Raw genomic sequence first — 25,600 nt, 5'->3', positions numbered from 1 at the left:
ATTCTTTTATTTGAATGAGAATAGTAACGTGCTTTATATGTAATGTAGGTCTGTAGGCAACATAGCGTCCAAACGCAAAGTTTTATAGAAGCAAAATACACCACTTAAATACTAAAATCTTATTAAGTAAAAAATTCATCTAATAATTATTGTGTGAGAAATAAATCCTACTATTATTTTTGTATCTTTCTAAATTTACGAAGGAAAGTGAGTACTGTACCTGCAATAACCATCCATATGCCCATTGTTGCACTGTTAGTTGTACTAGCACCCGTGTTTGGAAGTTCTTTATATGTAGATTCTTTTTTATCGGAATTACTGTTGTTCGGGATATTACTGTTATTAGTAAGGCCATTAACTTTGCTAATGTCTTTATCTTTCACCAATACTTTTTGCATTGTATGAACCTCATTACCTACGGAATCTTTGACACTAAATATGATTTCAAAAGTACCAGCTTTAGAGGTATCTACAGTTCCTTCATACGTTACGTTAGAAGTAACGTCACCGTCCTCTTTATCAGTAGCTAATACTCCTACCATTGGATCAAATTGATCTCCCTCAGTAATTGTAATTGTAGCAGGTACTTTAAGGATTGGTATTTCATTTTTAACTTCATCTCTAACTTTGACCGTTACAGTTTGTTTCGCAGCTACTTCATGACCTTTAGAATCTGTCACTGTGTATGTTATTACGTAAGTACCGGATTTAAAGGTATTTACTTCACCATTAACTTTTACTTTAGAAGTAAGATCGCCGTCTTCTTTATCAATAGCTAATACTTTTGCCATAGGATCGAATGAATCTCCTACATGAATTGTCGTTGCAGTAGGCACTGTTAATGTGGGGTTTAAATCTGATGTTTCTCCATTTCTCTCTACAATTACCGTCTGTGTAGCCGTTGTATTCCCACCTTGAGAGTCAACGACCGAGTAGTCCACAATGTATGTACCTGGTCTAGAAGTATCTACATCACCTTTATGTTTTACTTTATTTGTTAAATCACCATCTTCTTTATCAACAGCTTTTACATTACTCATCGGGTCAAACGTATCACCAACACGCAGTGTAATTGTAAGAGGTACAGTTAATTCAGGGACTTGATTTTCTGCAGTTTTTTCGTTTTCTTTCACTGTTCCTTTAATTTTTGCTGCATCAAAAGCTTTTTGCACCGCTTCAACCTCAATTGAGTTCGCACCATATTTGTTTGTTGCAACTTTCAGACACGCTATTCTTAATTCAGAGAAATTAGAAGTCATGTTCAATTCATCTGTATTTGCATAATAGAAAATATCAAACATTTTATCTTCACCAATACCATTTACAGTTACACCGTTTTGAGTTCCACCTTGTGCAATTAAATACGCGACTTTATTAATAATACTTGAGTTGAAATGAACGCCCTCATTATCTTCTCCGTTTAAATCACTGTATTTGCTATAATCATCTGGATACGGTAATCCATTAATAAATTTGACTGCAGATGGATTCTTCATATTACGAAGAACTGATCCAGTTTGCTCTCCTATTGTCCAATTAAATTCCCCATTATTTATGTATTTCTCAATAGCCGTTCCCATAATATCAGATAACGCCTCGTTAATTGCCCCAGATTCTCCGAAAAATTCAAGATTAGATTCGCTAGGTGTAACCGCATGTGTAAATTCATGGCCCGCTATGTCAAACGCTTTCACCATTGGATCACCATATATTAGCATACTAACATTGCTAATATTAGCACTAAATGCATTCCCCCAATTTTTAGGATCATCTGTTTCTCCAGAATCCCATGCATGTACAACTGATACTACTTTTTTCCCCTTATTATCAAAACTATTACGTTTATATTTATCTTTATAAAAATCATATACCTTTGTTGCTAAGAAATGAGCACTTACCGCCTTTGGATCATTAAATATTGTTGAAGTGCTAGTTGCTAATATACCAGGATAATATCTGTTTTCAAAAGTAATATCTCTATAATTTACATCATATGTCTCAATTCCTTGCCCTCTTGTGTAATCAGCAAGTGCATATTTCCCATTACTTTGTTCAGAAATACCAAATGTGCGAATTATACCTAAATCATCTTTACCTGTTCCGGTTAATGATTTGACATTGCTTTTTTTACTCTCCTCAATAGATTTAACATGCTCTTCACTTATTTTTAAATCTGACTCTTGCACCATATTTTTCAACATATCTCCATTATTAGCATTCACTAAATAAGTTCCAGATACATAGTTTGGTGTTGTAGCTGTAAATGTAACTTGATATGCATTTCTAGCCTGTCCATTATTTTCATTTACAAAAATAACTTCCTTGACTTCTGGCTCAGAAATAAATGTAATATCGTTCCCGTATTTCGTATAAATAAATTGTTTTGCCTCTTATTTTGACAAGTTAATGGGATTATTTAAATCTTCTTGTGTTAAATTTTGCGCACTTTCTCCTGAAACACTTTTAATAATACCCTTTTTATCTACATGAGCAGTCAATTGGTGTCCATATACTTCTTTTCCTTCATATATTTGTTGCATACGAACAAGTGTAGTCCCATCATAAGCCCCACGTTTTTGAAGAACCTTGTAATCTACCCCTTCGTCTCCACTAACTTGTTTTGGAGACAAAGCATGCTCCGTCTTTTCCTTAAGTGCATCTTTTACTACATTCTCAGGTGTCTTTTGTGATGGTTGTGTAAGTTCACCTATACGGAACGAATCTTCTTGAATTTCAACTTGCATTTGACCCTTTTCCTCTGCATAACTTACTCCATACGGTATTACAGTTGTTAAGGCTAATCCTGTTGTTAATGCAACTATAGCTATTTCTTTTTTATTTTTCATGTTATTTTCCTCGTATAATTTCCTAAAATATGAAACTGCATAAATGTATTCCTATTAAAAATAGAAAAATAAAAATTACAACACATTACACAAAACCATATTATAAAAAGATGACTTCTGTAGCAAACAAAAGTCATCCCTTCGATATGTAATATCCCTAATATATTTTTAAGGCATAATTTTTATTTGAAAAGAAAAAAACATTCATTAACGAGCATTTTGCATTACTTTTATTAGGTCATTTATATTTTCAACTTTCTGCTGAAACTGATCAAATCTGCTATGTAGCAATGACGGATTCTTATCTTCAGTTGAAATAACTTTTTTTAATTCCTCTTCTAATTTATCATATGTATCAAAGAAATTATCAAATTCTACACTTACAAGTTCTTCATTTTCACGATAAAATCTTTTTGATTCTATATAAGTCATATATGATTTATTTAAAAATCCTAATGAAATTAAATATTTAGAAGTGTTTTCTTGATAAATAGCAATATCACATGCTGTTTTAATATCAGAATAAGTTTTTTGAACGAAACAATGTAATTCAAAAATCTTAAACTTTAATCCATTATTCATTTCATCCCCTCCCATCCTATCTATTCTACATAAAAAAAGAATATTATACAAAGTAAAATATCAATATAGTACAAAAATAAAAAGCGTAAGAATAATTCCTTCCGCTTTTTATATCAAAACATACATTTCATATTGTGCTAAAGAATTCTTTTCAAATCCAGTTTTCTTTAAAAATCCTTCTACTAAATTGTTGTTTGGAAACCCAATTGATAAACTTGTTACATTCAACTCATCTCTTGCTATTTGTAATAATTTTGATCCAATATTACGATTTCTATAGTCTTTGTCTACGAAAAGAAAACTGATTTTACCTTGTTCATTCACACATATAGCACCCTTTAAATCATTATCGACATATGCACCGTAAAATGTATTATTTGTTTTTTCGATATAATCCATATCATTTTGCCAATTTATATGGAAGTGTAACCATTTCTGAACTTCAAGTTTAAAAGATCGAAAATCTAAGTGTTTTACTTCAATTCCCTTGCAATCTTTATTTATTATTTTAGTCATATCTTTTAAATTATAATAAGATAGATCGTACACTTTTTCATAGCCTAATTTCGTATAAAAATGAATCGCTCGGTCATTGCCTACAATAACTTCAAGAAAAAGTTGCTTACACTCATTTTGAAGCGCCTCTTCTTTATGCAGTTCAAATAACTTTTGACTCACACCAATACCGCGGTAATTAGGATGAACCGCTAATGTTCCACAGCGCATTGTTTTTATGTTTTCATAATCCTTTATCCCGCCAAGTATTACACCAACAGATTTATTATCGTCTAAATCTAAAGCAAGAAAGGAATGTTTTAGTGAATTCCCTTCTGGTCCAAAAAATCTTTTTATAAAATCTTCTTTTGAAACTTCCATTTTAATAATGTAATCTGAAAATCCATCTTTAAAAGCTTCATACACTAAATCGATACTTACTTCACTGCATCTTTTGTATTGAATCATATAAGTATAATCCTCCGCATTGGCTTATTATATGTTGCATACAAACACATAGAATGTATTTATCTATTGTTTACTACATTAATCTCATACACTCGTAAAAAAGCAATTAAATGCTCGCACGCTCGTTCACATGCTAACATTTTAAAGATTTTTTGTTCCTCTTTCGTTTTATCATTCGCTTGATCTGAAGCAGCTTTTAAACATAGAAAAGGCTTGTTATTGATTTGGCATACATAAGCGAATGCTGCTACTTCTTGATCAACCGCTAATGCTCCATATACAGTATGGAGTAAATATCTCATTTCTGAACTACGGATACGTTGATCTCCAGATAAAAATGTACCGAAATGAATCGGTTCATATGATCGAATCTTTTTTATTCTTCTTACAATCGACTTTGTTGTTTCAATAGGTGCTGTTCTACCATTATATAAATTAAAAACATCTTCTCCCGAACCAGCAGCGGTAACATCGTGTTGTATTGCATTAAGGGCTACTACAATATGACCATTTTTCACCTTATTTGATAAACTTCCGCATATCCCTGTCATAAACAACTCTTCTGGCTGAAATTCACTAATTAATAATTGTACACAACTTGCACAACTTACTTTGCCAACTCCAGTTATAACGGAGATAACTTCCAAATTATTCATATAATGAAAATGAAATTCCCAAGCTGCTCTTTTTTCAATGCGTTCACTTGGATAATATTGATGCAAATACGTAAGTTCTGGTTCCCATGCTGATACAATTGCAATACGTTTCATTACACGCTTCACTTCCCCCATTGTTGTCATTTAAATAAGTTATCTATGCTTTCTCGTTCATAATCTGGAATCCACTTTTTATATTTCTCATATAAATTTCGTATTGTTTCTTTATTCTTCGCAATCACTTCACATCCTCTATCATCGTAAATATACATGATAATATCTTTTGTTGTATTTATGAGAAATACATCTGGATAAGAAATTTCTTTTTTGCATCCAAAACGAGGATAAAGACCTGGAAAATCTTCATGATTTGCAGCTTGAATAAGCTGTTTATACTTTATATCGCTAGCAAAACATTTTAACGAAAATTGATATGTACAATATAAATCAGCTTCTTCATCTTCAAATGAAAAAGGTAATGTTTCTTGTCTTAACTTGAAATTTAAATCCTTCTTTTTAATAAAACGATTGTATACATTTATTTTCTCCGGATTTTTCACATTTTCCTTTTTAAATCGATAAACATTTGTTACTAAAAACACTTCATCTTCTTTTGAAAATATATCTTCAAACAAGTATTTATTATATGTATAAAGTTGAGTGAAGTATTCCATATTTACATCGTCAGTTCTTTCGACATTTGGACATTTCCCTTTCCCAAAATGAAAATGTAAATGATTTTTCCACTGAAAGTATATATGTGGTACTAATGTAACTCCAGGAAATGTTTGATTCATATATTCTTTTAATTGCATTCCGATACCCTTTCTACTCTACAATTTCTTTTAACTGCCAATATGCTTCTTCTAGCCACGGGTGTACAACTTTCAATGTTTCTTTTCTATCCCACAAATATGAAATATATACGAAAGCAGCATGTTCTAAAGATTTTTCTAATCCTTTTTTTACTTCTACTAAATAAGGTGGTGTCCCCTTATGATCCCATTCTATTTTATCAGCAACAAATAACACTAAATCCATCTTCGTTGCATATTTACGCAGTGTAGTATGACAACTAATTGCATTTAAAATTTCTTCATCTTCCACTTTAAATATCTCTTTTGCAATAATTCTCGACAGTTTTTGATGAATAATCATCGGGAAGTCTCGTTCTTCTTGTAATATCTCTATTCTAAATTGTTCAGCAACTGCAATCCGCTCTTCATTCGGAAAGATTGCACTAATATCATGTAAATATGCTGCAATCGCTACCTTTTCCTCGTTTTCATGATACTTAATCGCAATTTTTCGAGCTTCATTTGCCACCCGAATTGAATGTTTATATGTAAGTTCTTTGTTGTATTTTAATAAAAAAGCTTTTATATCATTTTCAATTTTTCCAGTTGGAGTAAATGAATAAATCTCTTTATATACTATAGTAAGTCCCCCTTATTCTTCACTTTCAGTATAATATATTATTTATATATCTTTCTTCTTTGTATTCGTTATAAATGTTTTAATCCCTTTTTATACGTTACATGAAATTTTATGTGGAATCATTGCTACAAAATACATAAATGTTTGATATTATAGTAATGTTAATGATTTGTTAAGAAAGGAACTACATAATGAATAAAAATATATTAATTATTGATGATGATAAAGAAATTGTTGAATTACTTGCTGTTTATTTGCGAAATGAAGGCTATAACATTTATAAAGCATATGATGGCGATGAGGCATTACAAATGATTTCTACATATGAAGTTGACCTTATGGTTCTGGATATAATGATGCCAAAACGAAACGGATTAGAAGTTTGCCAAGAAGTGCGTGAAAATAATACTGTACCTATTCTTATGCTTAGTGCAAAAGCAGAAGATATGGATAAAATATTAGGTCTTATGACAGGTGCAGATGATTATATGATTAAACCATTTAATCCATTAGAATTAGTAGCTAGAGTGAAAGCTTTATTACGAAGATCGTCTTTCCAAAATGCCACTTCCCCCAAGAATGAAGATGGTATTATTCGTATTCGTTCTGCTGAAATACACAAACATAATCATACTGTTAAAGTAAATGGAGAATATATTAAACTTACATCTATTGAATTTGATATTTTATATTTACTTGCGAGTAATACCGGAAGAGTATTTAGTTCCGAAGAAATTTTTGAACGCGTTTGGAATGAAGATGGTTATGGCTCAAATAAAACTGTAATGGTCCACATTAGTAATTTACGAGATAAACTTGAAACAGGAATGAATGGAGAGAAGTTTATCCATACTGTTTGGGGAGTAGGCTATAAAATTGAGAAATGAAGCATTTGATATATTAAAAGATATCCCAAAATGGAAGTTGATTTTTTGGTTTATGTTAGCCATTACACTTACTCCTATTACTGAATTAATTATATATCGCCTTGTTACAAGTGTAATTGAAAGTTCACTCACGTTAAGCGAGCTCGGAAAAGAATTCATTAGAATTTTTGGATATGAAAAATATAAAGGAATAAAGGAATCTCTATGGATGATGATTGTATCTTATTTGTTTTTATTTTCTATTTTCTCATCCTACCTATACATTTTTTATCGTCATGAAAGAAAGATTTACTATAAAACTTGTATTAAAAAAATGATAGAAGAAATTCGTTATATTGCAGATGGAAACTTCAATCATAAAGTGTCTATCGTAAATCATAATTATCTGGAAGAGTTAGCAACCGGAGTAAATCAGATTGTTGAACAATTAAAAGTCTCAATTGATGAAGAGAGACAGGCGGAACAAGCAAAAAGTGAACTTATTACAAATGTATCGCATGATTTACGTACTCCTCTTACCTCTATAGTTGGATACGTAAATTTAATCCATCATGATAACTATAGAGATGAAGTGGAATTACGCCATTATATACAAGTCATTTATGATAAAGTAACCCGTCTTAATGCATTAATGAATGACTTGTTTGAATATACACGTGTTCAAAATAAAGAGTTAAGTTTATATTCTGTTCCCATTGATATTGTAGAGCTACTTGGACAATTAACTGTTCAATTCCGCATACAAGTTCAAGAAGCTAATATAGAATGTCGACCTTCTTTCCCATCTCAAAAACTCATGGTATTAGCTGATGGAGACAAATTAGTGCGTGTGTTTGAAAATCTTATTATAAACGCTATCGCTTATGGAAACGAGGGTGGATATATCGACCTTGCTGCCTATGAAAGCAATAATATGATTACTATAGATATAACAAATTACGGCCAACCTATTCCTAGTACAGATTTACCTCATATATTTGAACGTTTTTATCGCGTTGAAAAATCTCGATCTACAAACACCGGTGGATCTGGGCTCGGATTAGCAATTGCAAAAAGTATTGTCGAATTGCATAAAGGATCAATTGAAGTATATAGTGATGATAAAAAAACAACTTTCACTGTAAAACTACAACCACATAAATGTTAATAAAGCTTAATTTTAGGTCCAATTTCTTACCATATAAGAAATTGGACCTTTTATTTCCCATTAAAATCCAAAATTTAATAATCCTTTATAATTCTTTAGAAATTCTTTACCTTTTCTTTCTTCCTAATTAAGCATTCCTTTTTACAATAGTATTATTGATGTCATAGTAGGAGGATCGCTTATGCAATTCCTGAAAAAGTTCACAATTTTATTATTATCTTTTGTTATTACAGCACTTATTGTTTTATATTTTTATCTTTATGTAAATGGTCCAATTATTCAAGCTAAATCAGCTATATTAATAGATGCACATTCAGGTGAAGTTATTTATAAAAAAAATGAGGAAATTCCTATACAATCAGCTACTTTATCTAAATTAATGACTGAATATATCGCAATGGAACAACTGAATGAAGGCAATATACAGTTAGATGAGTTAGTAAAAATAAGTAACGAAGTTTTCCGAGCAGAAACGAGCCCTATACAAGTAACTTCTAAAGATCAAACGACAGTTCGTGATTTACTGCATGCATTGTTTTTGACAGGGAATAATCGTTCCGCACTTGCCCTTGCAGAACACATTGCTGGAAATGAAGATAACTTTACACTTCTAATGAATGAAAAAGCAACACAACTAAAGTTATCACAACCATCCCCATTTCTAAATGCTACTGGAATGAATAACGATACGAATAAACAATCAACTACAACAGCAATAGACGTTGTTAAACTAGCAACACAATTAGTAAAAGATTTTCCCGATGTATTGAATATTACAAAGCTAACCTCTTACCAATTTACCTTCAAGGATTCCAAAGTTTTCAACACAAATAAAATGATTTATTCCCTTAATAAAAACATTAAACTCCAAGGTGTTGACGGCTTACAAACTAGTTTTCCAACCAATGGTAATTATAGTTTTGTCAGTACAGCAAAACGAGGAGATACTAGACTTATTTCAGTAATTTTAGAGGCCGATGATGAAAACAGTACTTTTATTGAAACAAAAAAGTTACTACAGTACGGCTTTGATCCTTCCTCATACTCTGCGTTCCAAGCTTTTAAAGACGCTGTTACATCTTGGACAGTTTTGCTTCAGTTTCAAAATTTAATCATACAGACATTATTGATTTTCTTCATTATTACATTTTTAATGTTTTTACATATACGTCAGAAAAAATCCGAGGATTTCAACTAGGAAATCTTCTTATAGATATATAAAGCGGCTTACACTTATAGTGCAAGCCGCTTTATACATCTATAGTCCTCTTCCAATTAAATTCGCTGAAACAGGCTGAAGATTTAACTCTCTCGCCCATATAGATAGCTGACCAATGTGATGAATTTCGTGTACAATTACATGTCTTAAAACTTCACCATATGTATATGTTTTATCTGTCCATGAAGCTTTTAATATCTTACATTCTAGGCTAGATGACCACAACTGCAAAAAAACTTCTAATTCTCGTTTATATAAATAAGATAATGCTTTCACTTTTTGGATGGATTGATAATCTTTAAATTTCGGTTCATTATCTTCTTTTCCTTGAAGTGCGCTAATCCAGCTGTACTCAACATCGACAATATGGAATAATGTTTCTAAAATACTCCCAACACCCCCTACACGCTTGCGGAGTAATTCTTCCTCTGAAAGTTGTTCACACCACTTAAACCAGTCGTCCCTTAATTGCCAATTGTATTGAAATAAAGTGTACAAATTTATCTCTCCCCCTACCCTATAATCCACTTAATAGCATCTATCACGTAATATGGCTCATCTTTTTGAATATAGTGACCACTTTGTTCTGCAATTACAAATTTATTATTGCTTGATAGTCGTAATACTCCTCTATACATTTAACCATTGACAATCACTTCTCTTAGACCAAGTTCCTCTATAGCCTGATTCATTATTTCACTTACAGATAAAGATCCATCCAATACAATATCCGAATTCGACTTAACAGCATGAATTGCCTCTAAATAAGCTTTTCTCGCAAATGTCATGTAATGATTCAAATCATTATGTATTTCATCTATTGTACCTTCTTTAAAATCTCGCAAGATTCTTCTAGCCATCGCAATATCTAAAGGTGTGTCGATAAATATTGTTACATCAATGAATTGTCGCATTTCACTATTTAAGTATGCAAAAGGATAATCTACAATAATATAATCTACATTCCCCTCTCGTATAAGATGCTGAATATCATGAATTAATGGTGTAAGTACCCATTCATCATAATTTGCTCCATCATCAATCCATTTACAAATATCACTAGGACAGTTTTTAAAGTGATAGCTATCAAAATAAAGTGCTTTTGAATTTGTTAGCTTTTGAGTTAATTTTTCTGTAACAGTAGTTTTACCTCCTCCTGAAACAGCTCCAATTGTAATGATTTTCGTTTTATTATTCATAATTCCCCACCATACCCCATTTAATTAACATAATATAATTACAGATTACTATTATTTTTTATCGCTCCATTCATATTCTAGCATACTCATTTCCCATAAATTCCAGTATGTTTCTCCTACTTTTTTTGACTCTCTTAATAAACCTTCTTTTACAAATCCTATTTTTTCATAACATGAGATAGCCGACGTATTAAAATCATAAACACCGAGAGTTACTCTATGTAGTTTTAATTCTTCAAATGCAATTTGTAGTGCTGCTTTCATCATATGTTTCCCTATAGAACGTCCTCTCATTTTCGTATCACCAACTAGCACTTTTCCAATCCTTGCAGATTTATTTATATTGTCTATTTGCCCCAGTGAAATATGACCAACTACTTTCTTAGAATCTTCATCTATTACTTTAAATGCAAGGGTATTTGAGCTTTCTATATAATTTTCTAATTGTTGTTCATTTAGGGGATATGCAAATGCATTTCCCGACCATTGTATTAAAAATTGTTCAGAGTTTATCCAATTCATTAATTGCTTAAAATCAGTTTTTTTAAAGGGCTCTAGTTTGACCACTACCATTCTCCTTACGTTTTCTATTTTTATAACCTCAAATTTATTTCTATAAAAGGGATATAATCTCCTTTTATACACAATTAAAATAAAACCATTCATAAGAATGGCTTTACAGAAAAATAATATACTTATGCTTTGTTTGCTACATCAACACCGTTAAAATCAAACCCAGCAGTTACAGTTGTAACAGGAGGAAAAATTGCTTCAATTTTGCAAATCGAGATAATTACCCCAACTGCTCCAGGAATAGCTGCAAGCTTAACGACGTCACAACTTACAGACGAAATTGTACCTACATAAGTACGTCCCTCTGTGTTAATTTGTACCGTTTGATTAACTAATTTCTTAAGCTCATCTCTAATTCCTTGTACACAAGAGTCATCACATTTCTCATTCTGTTCTTTTTTACACTCTTCGAAAACATCCCAACAATCATCCTGTTTACAATTACACTTCTTTTTACAATTATTAAATCGAGAACCCAATACCTCACCCCCTAATCATTTCTATTAATATAGTATGTCCACTAGCTTCGAAGTGTATGAGGCAAAAACATAGAAAGAAAAAAACAAACAATTGTACTAAACATTCGTCTTTATCCTGCCAAGTTTGTGAATCATAGAAACGTAAATTATTCCTTTTAGAAACACCACGTTTTCCTACAATAGATGAATCTACTGTACATTTTAATCGAACTTCACATAAAAGAATCATATTTAATCTATTGCTCTTCGCCAAGATTCAACCAGCCGCCTATAAATTACCTATATTTTTTATTTGGTGTAACTAAACCTAACGCTAAACCCATTGGTATTCCTAGCCTCATAACAATTTATCTTTTCAGTTACTTAATACATTAACTATGAGTAACCGTTGATTACCCAAAAGGCGATTTGATGATACTCGCCTTTTAATTTTATATTTTTAAAGGAATCATACTAATCTCTCTTTCTATCATATAACTATTTTATTTAATTTGTTAAAATACTACCGCTTGTCCATTTCACTTTGATCTGTCATTACATTTACTATAAGTAATACGATTTTTAGAGGTGATAAATAATGGACGAGTTTTTATCCTTTGCTGTACCTAATCCGGGTTCTATCGGACCTACACTTCCACCTGCTCAACCCTTTCAATTCCCAACTGGTCCCACCGGTTCTACTGGACCAACTGGATCAACCGGACCAACCGGACCAACCGGACCAACCGGACCAACCGGACCAACCGGACCAACTGGGCCAACCGGACCAACCGGACCAACCGGACCAACCGGATTTAATCTTCCTGCTGGACCTGCATCTATTACCTTGACTTCTAACGAAACCACAGCATGTGTATCCACTCAAGGAAACAATACTTTATTTTTTTCGGGTCAAGTATTAGTAAACGGTAGTCCTACTCCTGGAGTAGTGGTCAGTTTTTCATTTAGTAACCCTTCTCTTGCTTTCATGGTTCCTCTTGCTGTCATTACCAATGCTTCAGGTAACTTTACCGCTGTATTTCTAGCCGCTAATGGACCTGGAACAGTAACCGTTACTGCTTCACTTCTTGACTCTCCTGGAACAATGGCTAGCGTCACGATTACCATTGTGAATTGTCCGTAATGGTTTTATTTTTAAGGACTACGCAATTTCTAATAAGATGAGCACTGATTTACAGTGCTCTTTTTTATCATTGGGATGTCACTTTCAAATGAGATTTCGTAACAACCTACTAAAATAACGCTTTTATTAAAAACTAATGATCTTTATATTTCTTAAACTTGTCATCACAAGTAATTTTTATTATTAGTTAAATTCTAAATATAGTTTATGTATATAATTCCATTCAAAGATACATAATACCCACGTAACTATTTAAAAACACTTCGTTTTATATCTAAGTTCAAAAAGGAGCTACATAACATGGATAAAAAAGATCTATTAAGTCAACAACTTGATCATGTGTCATCGGATGCGTTGAATACTCCTAGTAAGGACCAAGAGCAAATGCAAGAAGCATCTCAGCAAGCACAGGTTTCAAACAAAAAGGACAGTACTGAATCTTTACATGTTGAGGATTTACCAATTTCAGATGTATTTAAAACAACGAACAATTAGTAAATTTTAAAGGGAAAAACTTAAGAATAAGTAACCGTAATTTTTCCCTTTTCCTATTTTAAATAACACTTTTATATTTAACCCGTACACATTATTAACATATTCACTATCCGAATCCCTGTTTCCCAAGGGATATCTCCAATTTTTTTACTTTTCGCTCCACTAAATTATTATTCTTAACAAAATTCAATTACTCCATTGAATAGACATACGTAATAATACTAGTATCATTTTTCTACTCCAAATATACTTCTTCCCTCTTTTCTTTTTATAAAAATAAAAATGAGCTCTATTTAAATAGAGCTCATTCCTAATTTTATAATTTACTAGACTGTAACCCCTGAATAAACGGAACTACTTCAGGATTTACAAGTGATGATAAATCACCTAATTCTTTTCCTAAGTAAGCAGCTTTAATAACGCGTCGCATTACTTTTGAATTACGTGTTTTCGGTAAATCTTCTACAACGTGAATATCTTTTGGACATAATGCTTTTCCAATATGAGAGTTTACTAAACTCATTAATTCTTTCTTTAACTCTCCTGTGAATGTTACATTGTCCCTTAGTACTACAAAACAATGACAAACTTCACCTTTTACTTCGTCAGGTACACCAATTGCGGCAGCTTCTATGACATCATTATGCTTCACAAGAATAGATTCATATTCAGCAGGTCCAATACGTTTTCCAGCAATGTTTAACGTATCATCTGAGCGTCCTGTAATAATATATTGCTCACCATCATAAATCACCCAGTCACCATGAACCCATTTATTTTCAAAACGTGACCAATATGTGTTCACATAACGCTCATCGTCTTCCCAGAAGCTTTTCGTCATACCAACCCAAGGCTTCTCTAAACATAATTCTCCAACTTCATCACGAATTGGATTACCTTGATCATCGAGCACAACCGCTGCCATTCCTGGTAAAGATGCATTAAAACTAATCGGTGCAATTGGTTTAATAAGGACGTTTCCGAAAATCCCACCAGAAATTTCAGTGCCTCCTGAATAGTTACAAATTGGTACATTACTTTTTCCAACTGTTTCAAATAGCCACATCCAAGGATCTGGATTCCAAGGTTCACCTGTTGATGCAAATACTTCTAAACTCTTGAGCGAATGTTTATTCACATATTCATCACCTTTTGCCATTAACGCACGAATTAATGTTGGTGATATACCAAGATGTGTAATTTCATATTTATCAACTGTCTCCCATAACCGATCTGCTTCCGGGAAATCTGGAACACCTTCGTACATAACCATCGTTGCCCCATTTATAAGAGAACCGAATAGTAAAAATGGTCCCATCATCCAGCCCATATCAGTTACCCATAATACACGGTCACCTTGTTTGATGTTCATTCCAAATCCTGCATCAAAAGCGGCTTTTAAAGGAAAACCAGCATGTGTATGTACTGTTCCTTTCGGTTTCCCAGTTGTTCCAGAAGTATATATAAGCATTAATGGATCATCACTATGCATTTCTTCAGCATGTACAAACGGTTTTTCTTTTTCTAACGTACTCCATGAAAAATCATAATTATGCGGCGTAAAATCATTTCCTGCATGACGCACGATAACGACTTTTTCAACCGTTGGACAGTGTTCACAAGCTTTATCTACTTCGTCTTTTAATGAAACAACTTTACCTCGGCGTGAAAAACCATCTGCAGTAATGATCATTTTTGACCCTGCAGCTTGCACACGTGTCATGACTGCATCAGACGCAAAGCCTGAGAATATTGGTGAAATAATTGCACCGATTTTCATAACAGCTAGCATAGCAACAACTGTTTCTGGAATCATCGGCATATAAATTGTTACACGGTCGCCTTTTTCAATACCTGCATGTTTCAAACCGTTTGCAACGCGGCTTACCCAGTTGTCAAGTTCTTCATATGTAAATGATTTTGAGGTTCCATTTTCTCCCTCGTACTGAAGTGCTGGTTGTTTTCTTGTTTCATCATCTGCAAGCCAGCGGGATAAAACTGATTCTACAACGTTACATGTTCCGCCATTATACCACTGTGCAAACGGCGTACCATTCTCTAGGTCTAGCACGTCTGTATAAGGTTTCATCCATTGATAGCCTACCGCTTTCTCAGCTTCTCCCCAAAACCAAGCTGTTTCTTCGATTGACTTATTATAAAACGTTTCGTAATCTTCATATCCCAATGATTTCATCCAACCATATAAACGCGTTTTTTCTTTATACTCTTCTGTTGGAAACCAAACTGCTTGTTTCAATGTTTTCCCCTCCTTGACTTTTTGAGCAAGAAAGCCCTAAATAGGGCTTTTAAACTGGATAAACAGGGTGTTTACGATCCGTAAATACTTGATATTTACTCATATACATTTCGAATCGTCCTTTTAACTCTTCTCTTAAATTGTTTGGATGAACAATACCATCGATGACCATCTCTGATGCTAAATGGTAAATATCAATATCCTTCTTATACTCTTCACGTTTTTCAGCAATGAAGCTAGCACGCTCTTCTTCTGGTAAAGCTGCAATCTTATTTGCATATACAGCATTGACCGCAGCTTCTGGGCCCATTACCGCAATAGAAGCTGTCGGTAATGCAAGACAACAATCTGGTTCAAAAGCTGGACCTGCCATTGCATATAAACCAGCACCATATGCTTTACGAACAACGATAGAAATTTTCGGTACAGTTGCTTCACTCATTGCAGAAATCATTTTTGCACCGTGGCGAATAATACCAGCACGCTCTACTTTTGTACCAATCATAAATCCAGGTACATCTGCAAGGAATAATAATGGAATATGATATGCATCGCATAAATTAATAAACTTCGCTGCTTTATCAGCTGAATCGTGGAATAATACGCCGCCTTTCATACGCGGTTGATTTGCAATAATACCAACTGGCTTACCATCAATACGTGCTAAGCCTGTAATTAGTTCTTGAGCAAATAATTTTTTTACTTCATAGAAAGAACCTTCATCAATAATTCTGTTAATGAGATCTTTCATATTGAAAGGAGCATTTTGATTTTCTGGAATGATTTGTTCTAACGTTTTTTCGAATTGTTTCGGTTCTTGAGGTGTAACCAATGGAGTCTTCTCTAAGTAGTTGTTTGGGAAATATGAAATGTATTGTCTTGCTTGTGTAATCGCATCTTCTTCGGTCTTACATAAAACATCTCCGCATCCTGATACTGAGCAATGCATACGAGCTCCGCCCATCTCTTCTAAAGTTACTTTCTCACCAATAACCATCTCAGCCATACGAGGAGATCCTAAATACATAGATGCATTTCCTTCTACCATCATTACAACGTCACAAAAGGCTGGAATATATGCGCCACCAGCTGCCGAAGGTCCAAATAATAAACACACTTGCGGAACTTTACCTGATAATTTCACTTGATTATAGAAGATTCTTCCTGCACCACGGCGCCCAGGGAACATTTCTACTTGATCAGTGATACGCGCTCCAGCAGAATCAACTAAATAGAATAACGGAACACGTAATTTTTCTGCTGTTTCTTGAATACGTAAAATCTTTTCAACTGTACGTGCGCCCCATGAACCAGCCTTTACTGTTGAATCATTTGCCATTACGCATGCAGTGCGACCATGTATTTTACCTGTTGCCGTAATAACACCATCAGCAGGTAATCCCGTTTGCTCACAATTTGCAAATAATGCATCTTCTACATATTCACCATTATCAAATAAAAGAGCTAAACGATCTCGAACGAATAGTTTTCCTTTTTCTTTATTTTGTTCATGATATTTTGGTGCGCCGCCTTGTTTAATCGTTTCAACTCGTCCTTCAAATGTATTCGATTCTTGTTTTTGATCTAACATATTTACTCCCCCTTATACATTGGTGTGCGTTTTTCCTTGAATGCCTGTAATCCTTCTATTCTATCTTTCGTATGGATTACACCCTCATACGCTTGTTTTTCCATTTGTAATCCGGTATGTAAATCAACTTGAATACCGTTTGAAATTGCTTCTTTTGCTAATCGAACAGCAATTGGACCATTACTAGCAATTCTTTCTGCCATTTCAATCGCTTTCTCTTCAAGTAAATGAGCTGGTACAACGAATTCTACTAGACCATATTCTTCCGCTTCTTGCGCCGAAATGCGTCTGCCTGTATAAATTAATTCTTTCGCTCTACCAACACCAATTAATCTTGGCAAACGCTGCGTACCACCTGCTCCAGGTATAATTGCAAGTGTAGTTTCAGTGAGACCAAGACTTGCAGTGTCTGAAGCAATTCTAAAATCACAAGCTAAACTTAATTCTGTACCACCACCAAGTGCGATCCCATTTATAGCAGCAATAACTGGCTGTGGTAATTGTTCAACCATTTCCATAGTAGAACGAATCATACTAACAGCATGACGAACTTGTTCCTCATTCATGCCGGCACGTTCTTTTAAATCAGCTCCAGCACAAAATGCTTTTTCACCAGCACCTGTTAGAATAACTACACGAGTATTTGACTCTTCATTTATTTGAGTTAATATGTTTTGTAACTCTTCTAATAACGCTAAAGATAATGAGTTTGCTTGTCTTTCACGATATAATGAAATCTTTACAACGTGTGGTGTTACATAATCAACTGAAATATTTTGTAATTGTAGCATCTTCTCACCTACTTATCGTTTTATGTTGAAGCGCTCTATACACATGACTCGGTAATTGGATATTTAATTTACTTTGAATAAATTGACTTGCTCTCAATAACTTCTCTTCATCAATATTCGTTTGGACACCTAACTTATGGAGCATATGTACTAAGTCATCGGTTGCAACATTGCCTGATGCTCCTGGTGCATATGGACATCCCCCAAGACCGCCACAAGAACTATCAAATGTTGTAATACCATATTCTAATGACTTAACTACATTTGCCAAAGCCATTCCATACGTATTATGGAAGTGCATTGCAAACTGAGAAGCATCATATTTCTTTAATAAATGTTCTAATACGCGCTCTACTTGTAACGGATTCGCTACACCGATCGTGTCACCAAGAGAGACTTCATAAATGCCATATGAGAATAGTTGATTACATAATTCGTCAACCGCTTCGACACTTATGTCCCCTTCATAAGGACAACCAAATACAGTAGAAACATAGCCTCTTACCTTTTTACCTTCGAACGTTGCCTGCTTTGTTATATCTTCAATGACAACTAATGCTTCTTTAATTGATTTATTAATATTACTTTTATTATGAGATTCACTTGCCGATAAAAAAACATTCACCTCATCTACATTTTGCAAAAAAGCTCGTTCCAAACCATTTTGATTTGGAACAAGCGCTGCATATGTAACATTCGGATCCCTTTTCAGCTCAGAAAACACATCATTTGCATCTGCTAATGCAGGAACCCATTTAGGGTGAACGAATGAGGAAACTTCAACGTACGATAATCCCGCCTCTGTAAGTAGTTGAATCCATTTTACTTTATCTTTTGTGCCAACAATCTTTTTTTCATTTTGTAAGCCATCACGTGGCCCTACTTCTTTAATGACAGCAAAATTAGGTAGTTTCAATTCGCTTCCCCCTATATCTCCCTATTCAATTTCTAGTAATACATCTCCTTCATTTACAAAGTCGCCTTCTTGCACATTAATTTTCATAACTGTGCCAGCTTCTTCTGAAATGATTGGAATTTCCATTTTCATAGATTCCAAAATGACGACATCCTGCTCTTCCTCTACTGTATCTCCTACTCCTACAACAATCTTCCATACATTTCCTGCCATCGATGCATATACTTTCGTCATCATTTTTTCCCCCTTAATATTGTTAAACCTTATTTTTTAACAAGCTGTTTCGTTACAAAACCAGTTGTATAAATACCACTTTTGAACACATCATCTTCCAGTACTTGAATTAGCATTGGCGTGTTCGTTTTAATACCTTCTACTTTTAATTCTCCTAAAGCATCATGTAATTTTGAAATTGCTTCTTCACGAGTTTCACCATGAGCAATGACTTTCGCAATCATTGGATCATAGAAAGGTGTAATCGTTACTTGATTCTCTAAAAAGTGATCAATACGAACATTTGTTGGAAGCGTTAAATTTGTAATTTTCCCAGGTGATGGGAAGAAAGTTTTCGGATCTTCTGCATAAATACGCGCCTCGATGGCATGACCACTACGTTTTACATCATCTTGTGTAAACGATAACTTCTCACCACATGCAATTAGAAGTTGTTGTTCTACAAGATCTAAACCAGTAATTTCTTCTGTAACTGGATGCTCTACTTGTAATCTCGTATTCATCTCTAAGAAATAGAAATTTTTCTGATCATCAACTAGAAACTCAACTGTACCAGCATTTGTATATCCAAGAGCTTTGGCAGCTTGTACAGCGACTTCCCCCATCGCTTTTCGTGTACCTTCATCTAAAAATGGTGAAGGTGCTTCTTCAATCACTTTCTGATTTCGGCGTTGTACTGAACATTCACGCTCCCATAAATACACTGTGTTACCATGTGTATCTGCTAAAAGCTGAATTTCAATATGGTGTGCATCTGCAATATAGCGCTCTAAATACATTTCTCCGTTACCGAAGAAGTTTTGCGCTCTTGTTTTGTTACTTTCAAATGCTTTGGTGAGCGTTTGCTCAGTTTCCATCAACTGCATTCCAATGCCTCCGCCGCCTGCGGATGCCTTCAGCATTAATGGATAACCAATTTGTTTTGCAATTTCAATTGCTTCTTCAGCAGTTTCAATATTTGTAGTAATACCTGGAACTACTGGGACATCTGCAGCTTGCATTGCAATACGAGATTCGATTTTACTTCCCATCTTCGTAATGATTTCTTCTGATGGACCAATAAATACAATCCCTTCTTCTCTACAGCGAACCGGAAAAGACGGATTCTCTGATAATAATCCATATCCCGGATGGATTGCTTCAGCATTTGTCTTCTTAGCTATTTCAATAATTTTTTCAAGGTTTAAATAGCTTTCTTGGACACGCGGTCCACCTACTAAGTAAGCTTCATTTGCCATTTTCACATGAAGGGCATTTTCATCTGCCTCAGAATAAATAGCAACAGTGCGAATGCCAAGTTTTTGACAAGTTTTCATAATACGAACTGCGATTTCCCCGCGATTAGCAATTAATATTTTTTGAAACATAGTGATTCCTCCCTTTTATCTACATCCTAAATGTCTAGCAATTACGAGACGTTGAATTTCAGAAGTTCCTTCACCAATTTCTAATAGTTTTGCATCACGAATATGTCGTTCCACTTCATATTCACGCATATAGCCATATCCACCGTGAATTTGCACTGCATGATTTGCAATACGGCTTGCTGCTTCAGATGCGAAAAGTTTTGCCATAGCCGCTTCTTTACCGAAAGGTTTATCGTTATCTTTTAACCAAGCTGCTTTATGTACTAAATTACGCGCTAGCTCTACTTCAGTCGCCATATCAGCTAATTTAAATTGAATCGCTTGGAAATTAGAGATTGACTTTCCGAATTGTTGACGTTCTTTCGCATATTGCAGTGCACGTTCAAATGCAGATTGTGCAATACCTACTGCTAATGCTGCGATTGAAATACGTCCTCCATCAAGTGTATATAAGAATTGTTTAAATCCTTTATTTACATCACCAAGAATATTTTCTTTCGGTACACGTACACCATCAAGTACGATTTCACATGTATTAGAAGCACGAACACCCATTTTATCGTAAGGACTTGTGATCGTTAATCCTTCACTTGTAGTCGGTACAATAAATGCCGAAATACGTTTTCTACCATTGTCTTCAACGCCGTTGACAGCGGTTACAATAATTGTATTTGCATACTCTGCATTTGTAATCCAACACTTTTCACCACTAATTACATATTCATCACCATCTAATACAGCTTTCGTTTGTGTACCACCTGCATCAGATCCAGCGTTCGGCTCAGTTAATCCGAAAGCACCTAACGTTTTACCTGACGCCATTGGAACTAAATATTTCTGTTTTTGTTCTTCTGTACCGAAATAATAAATTGGAGAAGCACCTAATGAAATTGTTGCAGCATAACTTAATCCCGTCCCACCACAAGCACGACCAATTTCTTCAACTGCTAACGCGTACGATACAGTATCGCCACCTGAACCTCCATACTCTTCAGGGAATGGGATACCTAATAATCCTAGTTCGCCCATTTTTTGAAATGTTTCATATGGAAATTCCGCAGTTTTGTCATAATACACAGCTTTCGGTGCGATTTCCTTTTCAGCAAAGTCACGTACCATTTCTTTAATCATTTGTTTTTCGCGAGTTAGAGTAAATTCCATTCCGCTACACACCCCTTATCGAATATTGAGTTTCGACAGCGTGCGAGTTTCTACTACAATCGTTACTACTTAAAGACAAGAATATTAGTTAGATAATTGCTATAATTCTGTCATAACTTAATTTTAAAACAGATTCTGTACTAATGCACAAAAAAATTCCTACATTGTTCTACAACAACATAGGAGTTTTCTTGTCGAATTATGTAATTTATTGTTTAATAATCTCTACCTTTTCCCGAATCTGAAATCTCTACTAAAGCATCAGGGTATGGTTCGAAATATGTCTGTCTTAATAAATACTTTTCATCAAATCGGAGGGCCCATGATTTTAAAATTGCAAGTAGGTTACTAAGCGGGATTTTCTTTTCTATATACTTTTGTATCAAATCGAAAAAATGATCTTTTTCTTGTTTTTTTAACTTTGTTTTAAAATATCCAAAAATATGCTCACATACATTTATATTCGATGTATAGCGGGGTGTACGCTTCAATAATTCATATAAAGTCTTCTCATAGTTTTCAAATACAACTTCAATCGTTTCATTTTTTTGATTTGCAATAATGCGCCCTAATTCCTTTTGTTTTACCTGATTATATGCCATAAATAAATATTTATTGTCCGACTGAAACGATACAAGGTCTTTCATATTTTTATTATATTTAATCATTTTGTAATATGCGATTGTAAATAACCTTGTAAAGAAATGTTCTCTAATAATAAAATTCGACAATCTACCTTCTTCTTCAATTGGAAGATGTGGAAATTTTTTTATTACTGCTCCGCCAAATAAGCCAGATCCCTTTCCTTTTGCTGGCGCTTTTTCAAAACCAGAATAAATTTTCACATCACGCGTGCCACAACTTGGCGAACGATTCTTTAATATAAAGCCATCTACATCAGATATCGTTTGTAAAAAGACATTTGAAAATTGCTCCATTTCTCCAGTTACATCTTCCCGCGTCGACGGTTGTACAAGTCTATTCACACCATTTTCTTCTATCATTCGTATCGTTTCTCGAGGAATTCCTAAACCAATTTCTACTTCTGGACAAACTGGGATAAATGTAACAAATGGCTGCAAATTTCGTATTGTTACATCTGGAATCATCTCTGCATTATAACGACATGCATCAAATTCTAAACATTTACTAACAACAATATTCGGTTTTACAAATTGGCGCATCACATTACCTCCGTGGCGTTAATCCGTACAATATAAATTGAATCGTATTTTCAATTTCCAATTCATCATCCCATTTTTCTTCAGGCAATAATAAAAAACGTGTTAATAGTAATCCTAATACAGCTGATAAAGTAAGACGTAATACAGAAGATGGAGGCATTTCAATAATTTCCCCTTCTTCTTGAAACTTTACAATCAACTTTTTAAAATGTGAAAGTAACTCTGTTTCTACTAAATGTTGTATTTCATTTTTCAGTTCCGGTTGAAATGGCACTTCTTGAATTAATATTTTTATCATTGGAAAGTGCTTTTTTGCAAATTCAAAACGATTATGAATAACAACTCTTAGTAGCCCTTCATACGATTCATATTCCGATTTAAATATTTCCTTTGCGAAGGCTTGTACGAAAAATGGTGCAGCAAACTTTGTTAATGTCGGCATGACGACCGCTAACAATAAATCCTTTTTCGTTTTATAGTAGCGGAAGATTGTTCCTTCCGCTACACCAGCACGCTTTGCAATTTCACTTGTTGAAGTAGCAGCATATCCTTTTTCACCAAACATATCAACAGCCGCCTCTAATATACGCATTTGACGTTCATTTCGTTTATCCGTATTTGTTGCGGCTATTAATTCTTCTAGCCAATCCTTCTTCATTTATTATGCTCCTTTGTATCATCATTATATTTTTCGATGTTTCTTTAATGCAAATACATTTCCTATTGCAAATAACAAAGAAAAAAGTAGTAATACAGTAAGATTTAATGCAATTTCTGTAAATCCTTGATTTCGAATCATCACTTGTCTCATTGCGTCAGCGCCATATGTGAGCGGAAATAATTTTCCCAACATTTGGAGCCACTTATTCATAGATTCAATTGGAAACAAACCAGAAAAGAAAATTTGTGGCACAATAACAAGCGGTATAAACTGGATCATTTGAAATTCATTATTTGCGTATGCCGATAAAAACGTCCCTAAAGTTAATGCAGTTAAAGAAAGCATACATGTAATAAGTAGCGTTAGCCATATAGAGCCAGCTACATATAAGTCTAAAATATAAACTGAAAAACTTACGATTATAACGGATTGTATAAATGCAAAGATTCCAAAACCGATAATATATCCTACAACTATTTCCCATCTTCTCACTGGAGTGGACAATAACCTCTCTAATGTACCACTTAAACGTTCTCTTACAAAAGAAACTCCAGATAATATAAACACAAAGAAAAATGTAAAAAAACCAATCAACACGGGTCCTAACCCATCAAACATTGTAAGATCTTTAGTGCCATGTAAATAATTCACTTCAGGTTTCATAATCGATACATCATTCTTTTCTGTACTCTTTTGTAAAACTTGAAGTACAGCACGATTTTTTGATGAATCACTTCCTTCTAATAAAAGATGCATTTTCCCATTCTCTAAATAAATTACCGCATCTACCTTTTGTTTCTCCAACACAGAGATTGCCTTTTCTTTACTATATTCATAAATTGTCGCTTCCTGATTTCCCATTACTTTTACTACCTGAGCAGGTATATCAACAACAGCAATATGCGGTATATAGTCTTTTTGTGTAAACACTAGCGACAATAACCAAAGTAATAACATAGGTGCTCCAAACATCATGGCTAACGAACGCTTATCTCGAAAAAATTGGCGAATAATACGAATGATTACACCAGTAACTCTCATGAAAGGGCCACCTCTTCCAACAAAAAGACATCTTCAATCCGTCCTGATGATACCCGCTTTTTCAATTCTTCAGGCGTTCCAGTCGCAACTAGCTTTCCTTCTCTAATCAAGCCTAGACGCTCACAAAATTCAGCTTCATCCATAATATGCGTTGTTACAATAATGGTAGTGCCTTTCTTTTTAAGATCATAAAATTTTTCCCAAATCGTTTTTCTAAGAAGCGGATCTATCCCCACTGTTGGCTCATCTAAAATTAATATTTCAGGTTCATGAAGGAGTGCTATCGCTAATGATAAACGCTTCTTCATCCCACCTGAAAAATGCTGTACTTGCTTTCTCATATGTTGTGATAATTGAACAAGGTCAAAAACCTCTTCAATTCTTTCTTTTTTATGCTTTCCCTTTAATCCATACATCGTTGCAATAAAATCTGCATTTTCATATGCTGATAGTTCTTCATATAACGCATCAGCCTGAGCCATATAACCAATTTTTTTCATTTCATTTAAATTAGGCATGTTCGTGTTGTAAACAAACACTTCACCTTTAGTTGCCTCATTAATACCTGCAATCATTTTAATAAGAGTCGTTTTCCCTGAACCAGAAGGCCCAACTAAACCAAATATCTCTGCTTTTTCAACTTGCAATGAAAGATTGTGTAACACTTCTTTTTTCCCAAAACTTTTTGACACAGTCCGCAAAATAATGGAAGGTTGCTGCACGTTTTATTCCCCCTTTTTAAAAATGAGTGAGTACTCACTTTTATTTTACTCTTGCGTAATTATATGTCA

Annotated in this window: 26 protein-coding genes and 4 pseudogenes; 5 read left to right on the top strand and 25 right to left on the bottom strand. The window is 34.0% G+C overall.

The features are described from left to right. Positions 1-173 precede the first annotated feature (173 nt). The 6 genes and pseudogenes from MR115_RS00970 to yqeK all read right to left on the bottom strand — a co-directional run bounded on the left by MR115_RS00970 (position 174) and on the right by yqeK (position 6,484). Positions 174-2,846: pseudogene (locus MR115_RS00970) on the bottom strand (M4 family metallopeptidase). A 207-nt stretch (positions 2,847-3,053) separates the two neighbouring features. Beyond that, entirely contained in the window at positions 3,054-3,428 is a 375-nt protein-coding gene (locus MR115_RS00965) for a hypothetical protein (RefSeq protein ID WP_061680389.1), read from the bottom strand. 108 nt (positions 3,429-3,536) lie between these two features. Beyond that, positions 3,537-4,391 carry a GNAT family N-acetyltransferase gene (locus MR115_RS00960; RefSeq protein ID WP_242239326.1) on the bottom strand — a complete coding sequence of 285 codons (855 nt, stop codon included), beginning with the start codon at positions 4,389-4,391 and terminating at the stop codon, positions 3,537-3,539. A 59-nt stretch (positions 4,392-4,450) separates the two neighbouring features. Continuing rightward, entirely contained in the window at positions 4,451-5,191 is a 741-nt protein-coding gene (locus MR115_RS00955) for a phosphorylase family protein (RefSeq protein WP_242239324.1), read from the bottom strand. Next, a complete protein-coding gene (locus tag MR115_RS00950) occupies positions 5,188-5,862 on the bottom strand; it encodes a DUF3885 domain-containing protein (protein WP_242239322.1) in 675 nt (224 codons plus the stop codon). Before MR115_RS00950 ends, MR115_RS00955 begins: the two co-directional genes overlap by 4 nt. Positions 5,863-5,875: 13 nt before the next feature. Then, positions 5,876-6,484, bottom strand: coding sequence for a bis(5'-nucleosyl)-tetraphosphatase (symmetrical) YqeK (yqeK, locus tag MR115_RS00945; RefSeq protein WP_242239972.1), 609 nt, complete (start codon positions 6,482-6,484; stop codon positions 5,876-5,878). A 191-nt stretch (positions 6,485-6,675) separates the two neighbouring features. Between yqeK and MR115_RS00940 the strand changes: the two genes are divergently transcribed. From MR115_RS00940 to MR115_RS00930, 3 genes are all read left to right on the top strand, one after another. Continuing rightward, a complete protein-coding gene (locus MR115_RS00940) occupies positions 6,676-7,371 on the top strand; it encodes a response regulator transcription factor (RefSeq protein ID WP_061680394.1) in 696 nt (231 codons plus the stop codon). Next, positions 7,361-8,518, top strand: a complete 1,158-nt coding sequence (locus tag MR115_RS00935) for a sensor histidine kinase (RefSeq protein WP_242239320.1) — start codon at positions 7,361-7,363, stop codon at positions 8,516-8,518. The genes MR115_RS00940 and MR115_RS00935 overlap by 11 nt, the downstream gene beginning before the upstream one ends. 181 nt (positions 8,519-8,699) lie before the next feature. Beyond that, a complete protein-coding gene (locus MR115_RS00930; RefSeq protein WP_242239318.1) occupies positions 8,700-9,716 on the top strand; it encodes a D-alanyl-D-alanine carboxypeptidase family protein in 1,017 nt (338 codons plus the stop codon). Between the two features lie 60 nt (positions 9,717-9,776). On the opposite strand, the gene MR115_RS00925 is transcribed toward MR115_RS00930, so the two are convergent. The 6 genes and pseudogenes from MR115_RS00925 to MR115_RS00900 form a co-directional block, all read right to left on the bottom strand. Beyond that, positions 9,777-10,235: a DinB family protein gene (locus tag MR115_RS00925; RefSeq protein WP_242239314.1), complete on the bottom strand. Its 459-nt coding sequence runs from the start codon at positions 10,233-10,235 to the stop codon at positions 9,777-9,779. Positions 10,236-10,249: 14 nt separating this feature from the next. Further along, positions 10,250-10,363, bottom strand: a pseudogene (locus MR115_RS00920) (alpha/beta hydrolase); the annotation flags it as partial. 12 nt (positions 10,364-10,375) lie between these two features. After that, entirely contained in the window at positions 10,376-10,936 is a 561-nt protein-coding gene (locus MR115_RS00915; protein ID WP_242239311.1) for a nucleoside/nucleotide kinase family protein, read from the bottom strand. A gap of 51 nt (positions 10,937-10,987) precedes the next feature. Continuing rightward, positions 10,988-11,509 (bottom strand): GNAT family N-acetyltransferase, encoded by a 522-nt coding sequence (locus MR115_RS00910; RefSeq protein ID WP_255863901.1) that lies wholly within the window; start codon positions 11,507-11,509, stop codon positions 10,988-10,990. A 122-nt stretch (positions 11,510-11,631) separates the two neighbouring features. Then, positions 11,632-11,988, bottom strand: coding sequence for a hypothetical protein (locus MR115_RS00905; RefSeq protein WP_061680401.1), 357 nt, complete (start codon positions 11,986-11,988; stop codon positions 11,632-11,634). A 106-nt stretch (positions 11,989-12,094) separates the two neighbouring features. Continuing rightward, positions 12,095-12,254, bottom strand: a pseudogene (locus MR115_RS00900) (N-acetylmuramoyl-L-alanine amidase); the annotation flags it as partial. Between the two features lie 311 nt (positions 12,255-12,565). Between MR115_RS00900 and MR115_RS30190 the strand changes: the two are divergent. After that, a pseudogene (locus tag MR115_RS30190) lies at positions 12,566-12,622 on the top strand (exosporium leader peptide-containing protein); the annotation flags it as partial. A 17-nt stretch (positions 12,623-12,639) separates the two neighbouring features. Here the strand turns inward: MR115_RS30190 and MR115_RS29985 are convergent. Beyond that, positions 12,640-12,834 carry a hypothetical protein gene (locus MR115_RS29985; RefSeq protein WP_304657873.1) on the bottom strand — a complete coding sequence of 65 codons (195 nt, stop codon included), beginning with the start codon at positions 12,832-12,834 and terminating at the stop codon, positions 12,640-12,642. Positions 12,835-12,879: 45 nt separating this feature from the next. Then, positions 12,880-13,095: a hypothetical protein gene (locus MR115_RS00890; protein WP_002085442.1), complete on the bottom strand. Its 216-nt coding sequence runs from the start codon at positions 13,093-13,095 to the stop codon at positions 12,880-12,882. A 316-nt stretch (positions 13,096-13,411) separates the two neighbouring features. Between MR115_RS00890 and MR115_RS00885 the strand changes: the two genes are divergently transcribed. Then, on the top strand, positions 13,412-13,606 hold the full coding sequence (locus MR115_RS00885) for a hypothetical protein (RefSeq protein ID WP_242239309.1): 195 nt from the start codon (positions 13,412-13,414) through the stop codon (positions 13,604-13,606). A gap of 316 nt (positions 13,607-13,922) precedes the next feature. Here MR115_RS00885 and MR115_RS00880 read toward each other — a convergent pair whose 3' ends face one another. The 11 genes from MR115_RS00880 to MR115_RS00830 form a co-directional block, all read right to left on the bottom strand. Further along, positions 13,923-15,863 (bottom strand): AMP-binding protein, encoded by a 1,941-nt coding sequence (locus MR115_RS00880; RefSeq protein WP_098324567.1) that lies wholly within the window; start codon positions 15,861-15,863, stop codon positions 13,923-13,925. 49 nt (positions 15,864-15,912) lie between these two features. Further along, the gene (locus MR115_RS00875; RefSeq protein WP_097819214.1) at positions 15,913-17,454 is read right to left on the bottom strand and encodes an acyl-CoA carboxylase subunit beta; all 1,542 of its coding nucleotides are present in this window, start codon (positions 17,452-17,454) and stop codon (positions 15,913-15,915) included. 2 nt (positions 17,455-17,456) lie between these two features. Next, positions 17,457-18,245 (bottom strand): enoyl-CoA hydratase, encoded by a 789-nt coding sequence (locus MR115_RS00870; RefSeq protein WP_061680407.1) that lies wholly within the window; start codon positions 18,243-18,245, stop codon positions 17,457-17,459. A 4-nt stretch (positions 18,246-18,249) separates the two neighbouring features. Continuing rightward, on the bottom strand, positions 18,250-19,161 hold the full coding sequence (gene mvaB, locus MR115_RS00865) for a hydroxymethylglutaryl-CoA lyase (RefSeq protein WP_061680408.1): 912 nt from the start codon (positions 19,159-19,161) through the stop codon (positions 18,250-18,252). Between the two features lie 21 nt (positions 19,162-19,182). Continuing rightward, complete coding sequence (locus MR115_RS00860) at positions 19,183-19,398, bottom strand: acetyl-CoA carboxylase biotin carboxyl carrier protein subunit (RefSeq protein ID WP_001987345.1); 216 nt, start codon at positions 19,396-19,398, stop codon at positions 19,183-19,185. Between the two features lie 26 nt (positions 19,399-19,424). Further along, positions 19,425-20,762, bottom strand: coding sequence for an acetyl-CoA carboxylase biotin carboxylase subunit (locus MR115_RS00855; RefSeq protein ID WP_097819217.1), 1,338 nt, complete (start codon positions 20,760-20,762; stop codon positions 19,425-19,427). 15 nt (positions 20,763-20,777) lie between these two features. Beyond that, complete coding sequence (locus MR115_RS00850) at positions 20,778-21,923, bottom strand: acyl-CoA dehydrogenase (protein WP_097819218.1); 1,146 nt, start codon at positions 21,921-21,923, stop codon at positions 20,778-20,780. A gap of 215 nt (positions 21,924-22,138) precedes the next feature. Further along, the gene (locus tag MR115_RS00845) at positions 22,139-23,107 is read right to left on the bottom strand and encodes a YbgA family protein (protein WP_242239308.1); all 969 of its coding nucleotides are present in this window, start codon (positions 23,105-23,107) and stop codon (positions 22,139-22,141) included. 4 nt (positions 23,108-23,111) lie between these two features. Then, the gene (locus MR115_RS00840; protein WP_063261015.1) at positions 23,112-23,765 is read right to left on the bottom strand and encodes a TetR/AcrR family transcriptional regulator; all 654 of its coding nucleotides are present in this window, start codon (positions 23,763-23,765) and stop codon (positions 23,112-23,114) included. A gap of 24 nt (positions 23,766-23,789) precedes the next feature. Then, a complete protein-coding gene (locus MR115_RS00835; RefSeq protein ID WP_242239306.1) occupies positions 23,790-24,809 on the bottom strand; it encodes an ABC transporter permease in 1,020 nt (339 codons plus the stop codon). Further along, complete coding sequence (locus MR115_RS00830) at positions 24,806-25,531, bottom strand: ABC transporter ATP-binding protein (RefSeq protein WP_098596416.1); 726 nt, start codon at positions 25,529-25,531, stop codon at positions 24,806-24,808. The genes MR115_RS00835 and MR115_RS00830 overlap by 4 nt, the downstream gene beginning before the upstream one ends. Positions 25,532-25,600 lie beyond the last annotated feature (69 nt).

It is taken from the genome of Bacillus cereus group sp. BfR-BA-01309 (genome assembly GCF_022664315.1).
GTDB classification, from domain to species: Bacteria; Bacillota; Bacilli; order Bacillales; family Bacillaceae_G; genus Bacillus_A; species Bacillus_A mobilis.
The sequence above is the reverse complement of the archived record's forward strand: the minus strand, read 5'-3'. Positions and strand labels throughout refer to the sequence as shown.

Coding starts and splice junctions, on each gene's coding strand:
- MR115_RS00965 (WP_061680389.1), bottom strand. CDS start 3,428: ATGAATAATGGATTAAAGTTTAAGATTTTTGAATTACATTGTTTCGTT.
- MR115_RS00960 (WP_242239326.1), bottom strand. CDS start 4,391: ATGATTCAATACAAAAGATGCAGTGAAGTAAGTATCGATTTAGTGTAT.
- MR115_RS00955 (WP_242239324.1), bottom strand. CDS start 5,191: ATGACAACAATGGGGGAAGTGAAGCGTGTAATGAAACGTATTGCAATT.
- MR115_RS00950 (WP_242239322.1), bottom strand. CDS start 5,862: ATGCAATTAAAAGAATATATGAATCAAACATTTCCTGGAGTTACATTA.
- MR115_RS00940 (WP_061680394.1), top strand. CDS start 6,676: ATGAATAAAAATATATTAATTATTGATGATGATAAAGAAATTGTTGAA.
- MR115_RS00930 (WP_242239318.1), top strand. CDS start 8,700: ATGCAATTCCTGAAAAAGTTCACAATTTTATTATTATCTTTTGTTATT.
- MR115_RS00915 (WP_242239311.1), bottom strand. CDS start 10,936: ATGAATAATAAAACGAAAATCATTACAATTGGAGCTGTTTCAGGAGGA.
- MR115_RS00910 (WP_255863901.1), bottom strand. CDS start 11,509: ATGGTAGTGGTCAAACTAGAGCCCTTTAAAAAAACTGATTTTAAGCAA.
- MR115_RS00890 (WP_002085442.1), bottom strand. CDS start 13,095: ATGGTAATCGTGACGCTAGCCATTGTTCCAGGAGAGTCAAGAAGTGAA.
- MR115_RS00885 (WP_242239309.1), top strand. CDS start 13,412: ATGGATAAAAAAGATCTATTAAGTCAACAACTTGATCATGTGTCATCG.
- MR115_RS00875 (WP_097819214.1), bottom strand. CDS start 17,454: ATGTTAGATCAAAAACAAGAATCGAATACATTTGAAGGACGAGTTGAA.
- MR115_RS00870 (WP_061680407.1), bottom strand. CDS start 18,245: ATGCTACAATTACAAAATATTTCAGTTGATTATGTAACACCACACGTT.
- MR115_RS00860 (WP_001987345.1), bottom strand. CDS start 19,398: ATGATGACGAAAGTATATGCATCGATGGCAGGAAATGTATGGAAGATT.
- MR115_RS00855 (WP_097819217.1), bottom strand. CDS start 20,762: ATGTTTCAAAAAATATTAATTGCTAATCGCGGGGAAATCGCAGTTCGT.
- MR115_RS00850 (WP_097819218.1), bottom strand. CDS start 21,923: ATGGAATTTACTCTAACTCGCGAAAAACAAATGATTAAAGAAATGGTA.
- MR115_RS00845 (WP_242239308.1), bottom strand. CDS start 23,107: ATGCGCCAATTTGTAAAACCGAATATTGTTGTTAGTAAATGTTTAGAA.
- MR115_RS00840 (WP_063261015.1), bottom strand. CDS start 23,765: ATGAAGAAGGATTGGCTAGAAGAATTAATAGCCGCAACAAATACGGAT.
- MR115_RS00835 (WP_242239306.1), bottom strand. CDS start 24,809: ATGAGAGTTACTGGTGTAATCATTCGTATTATTCGCCAATTTTTTCGA.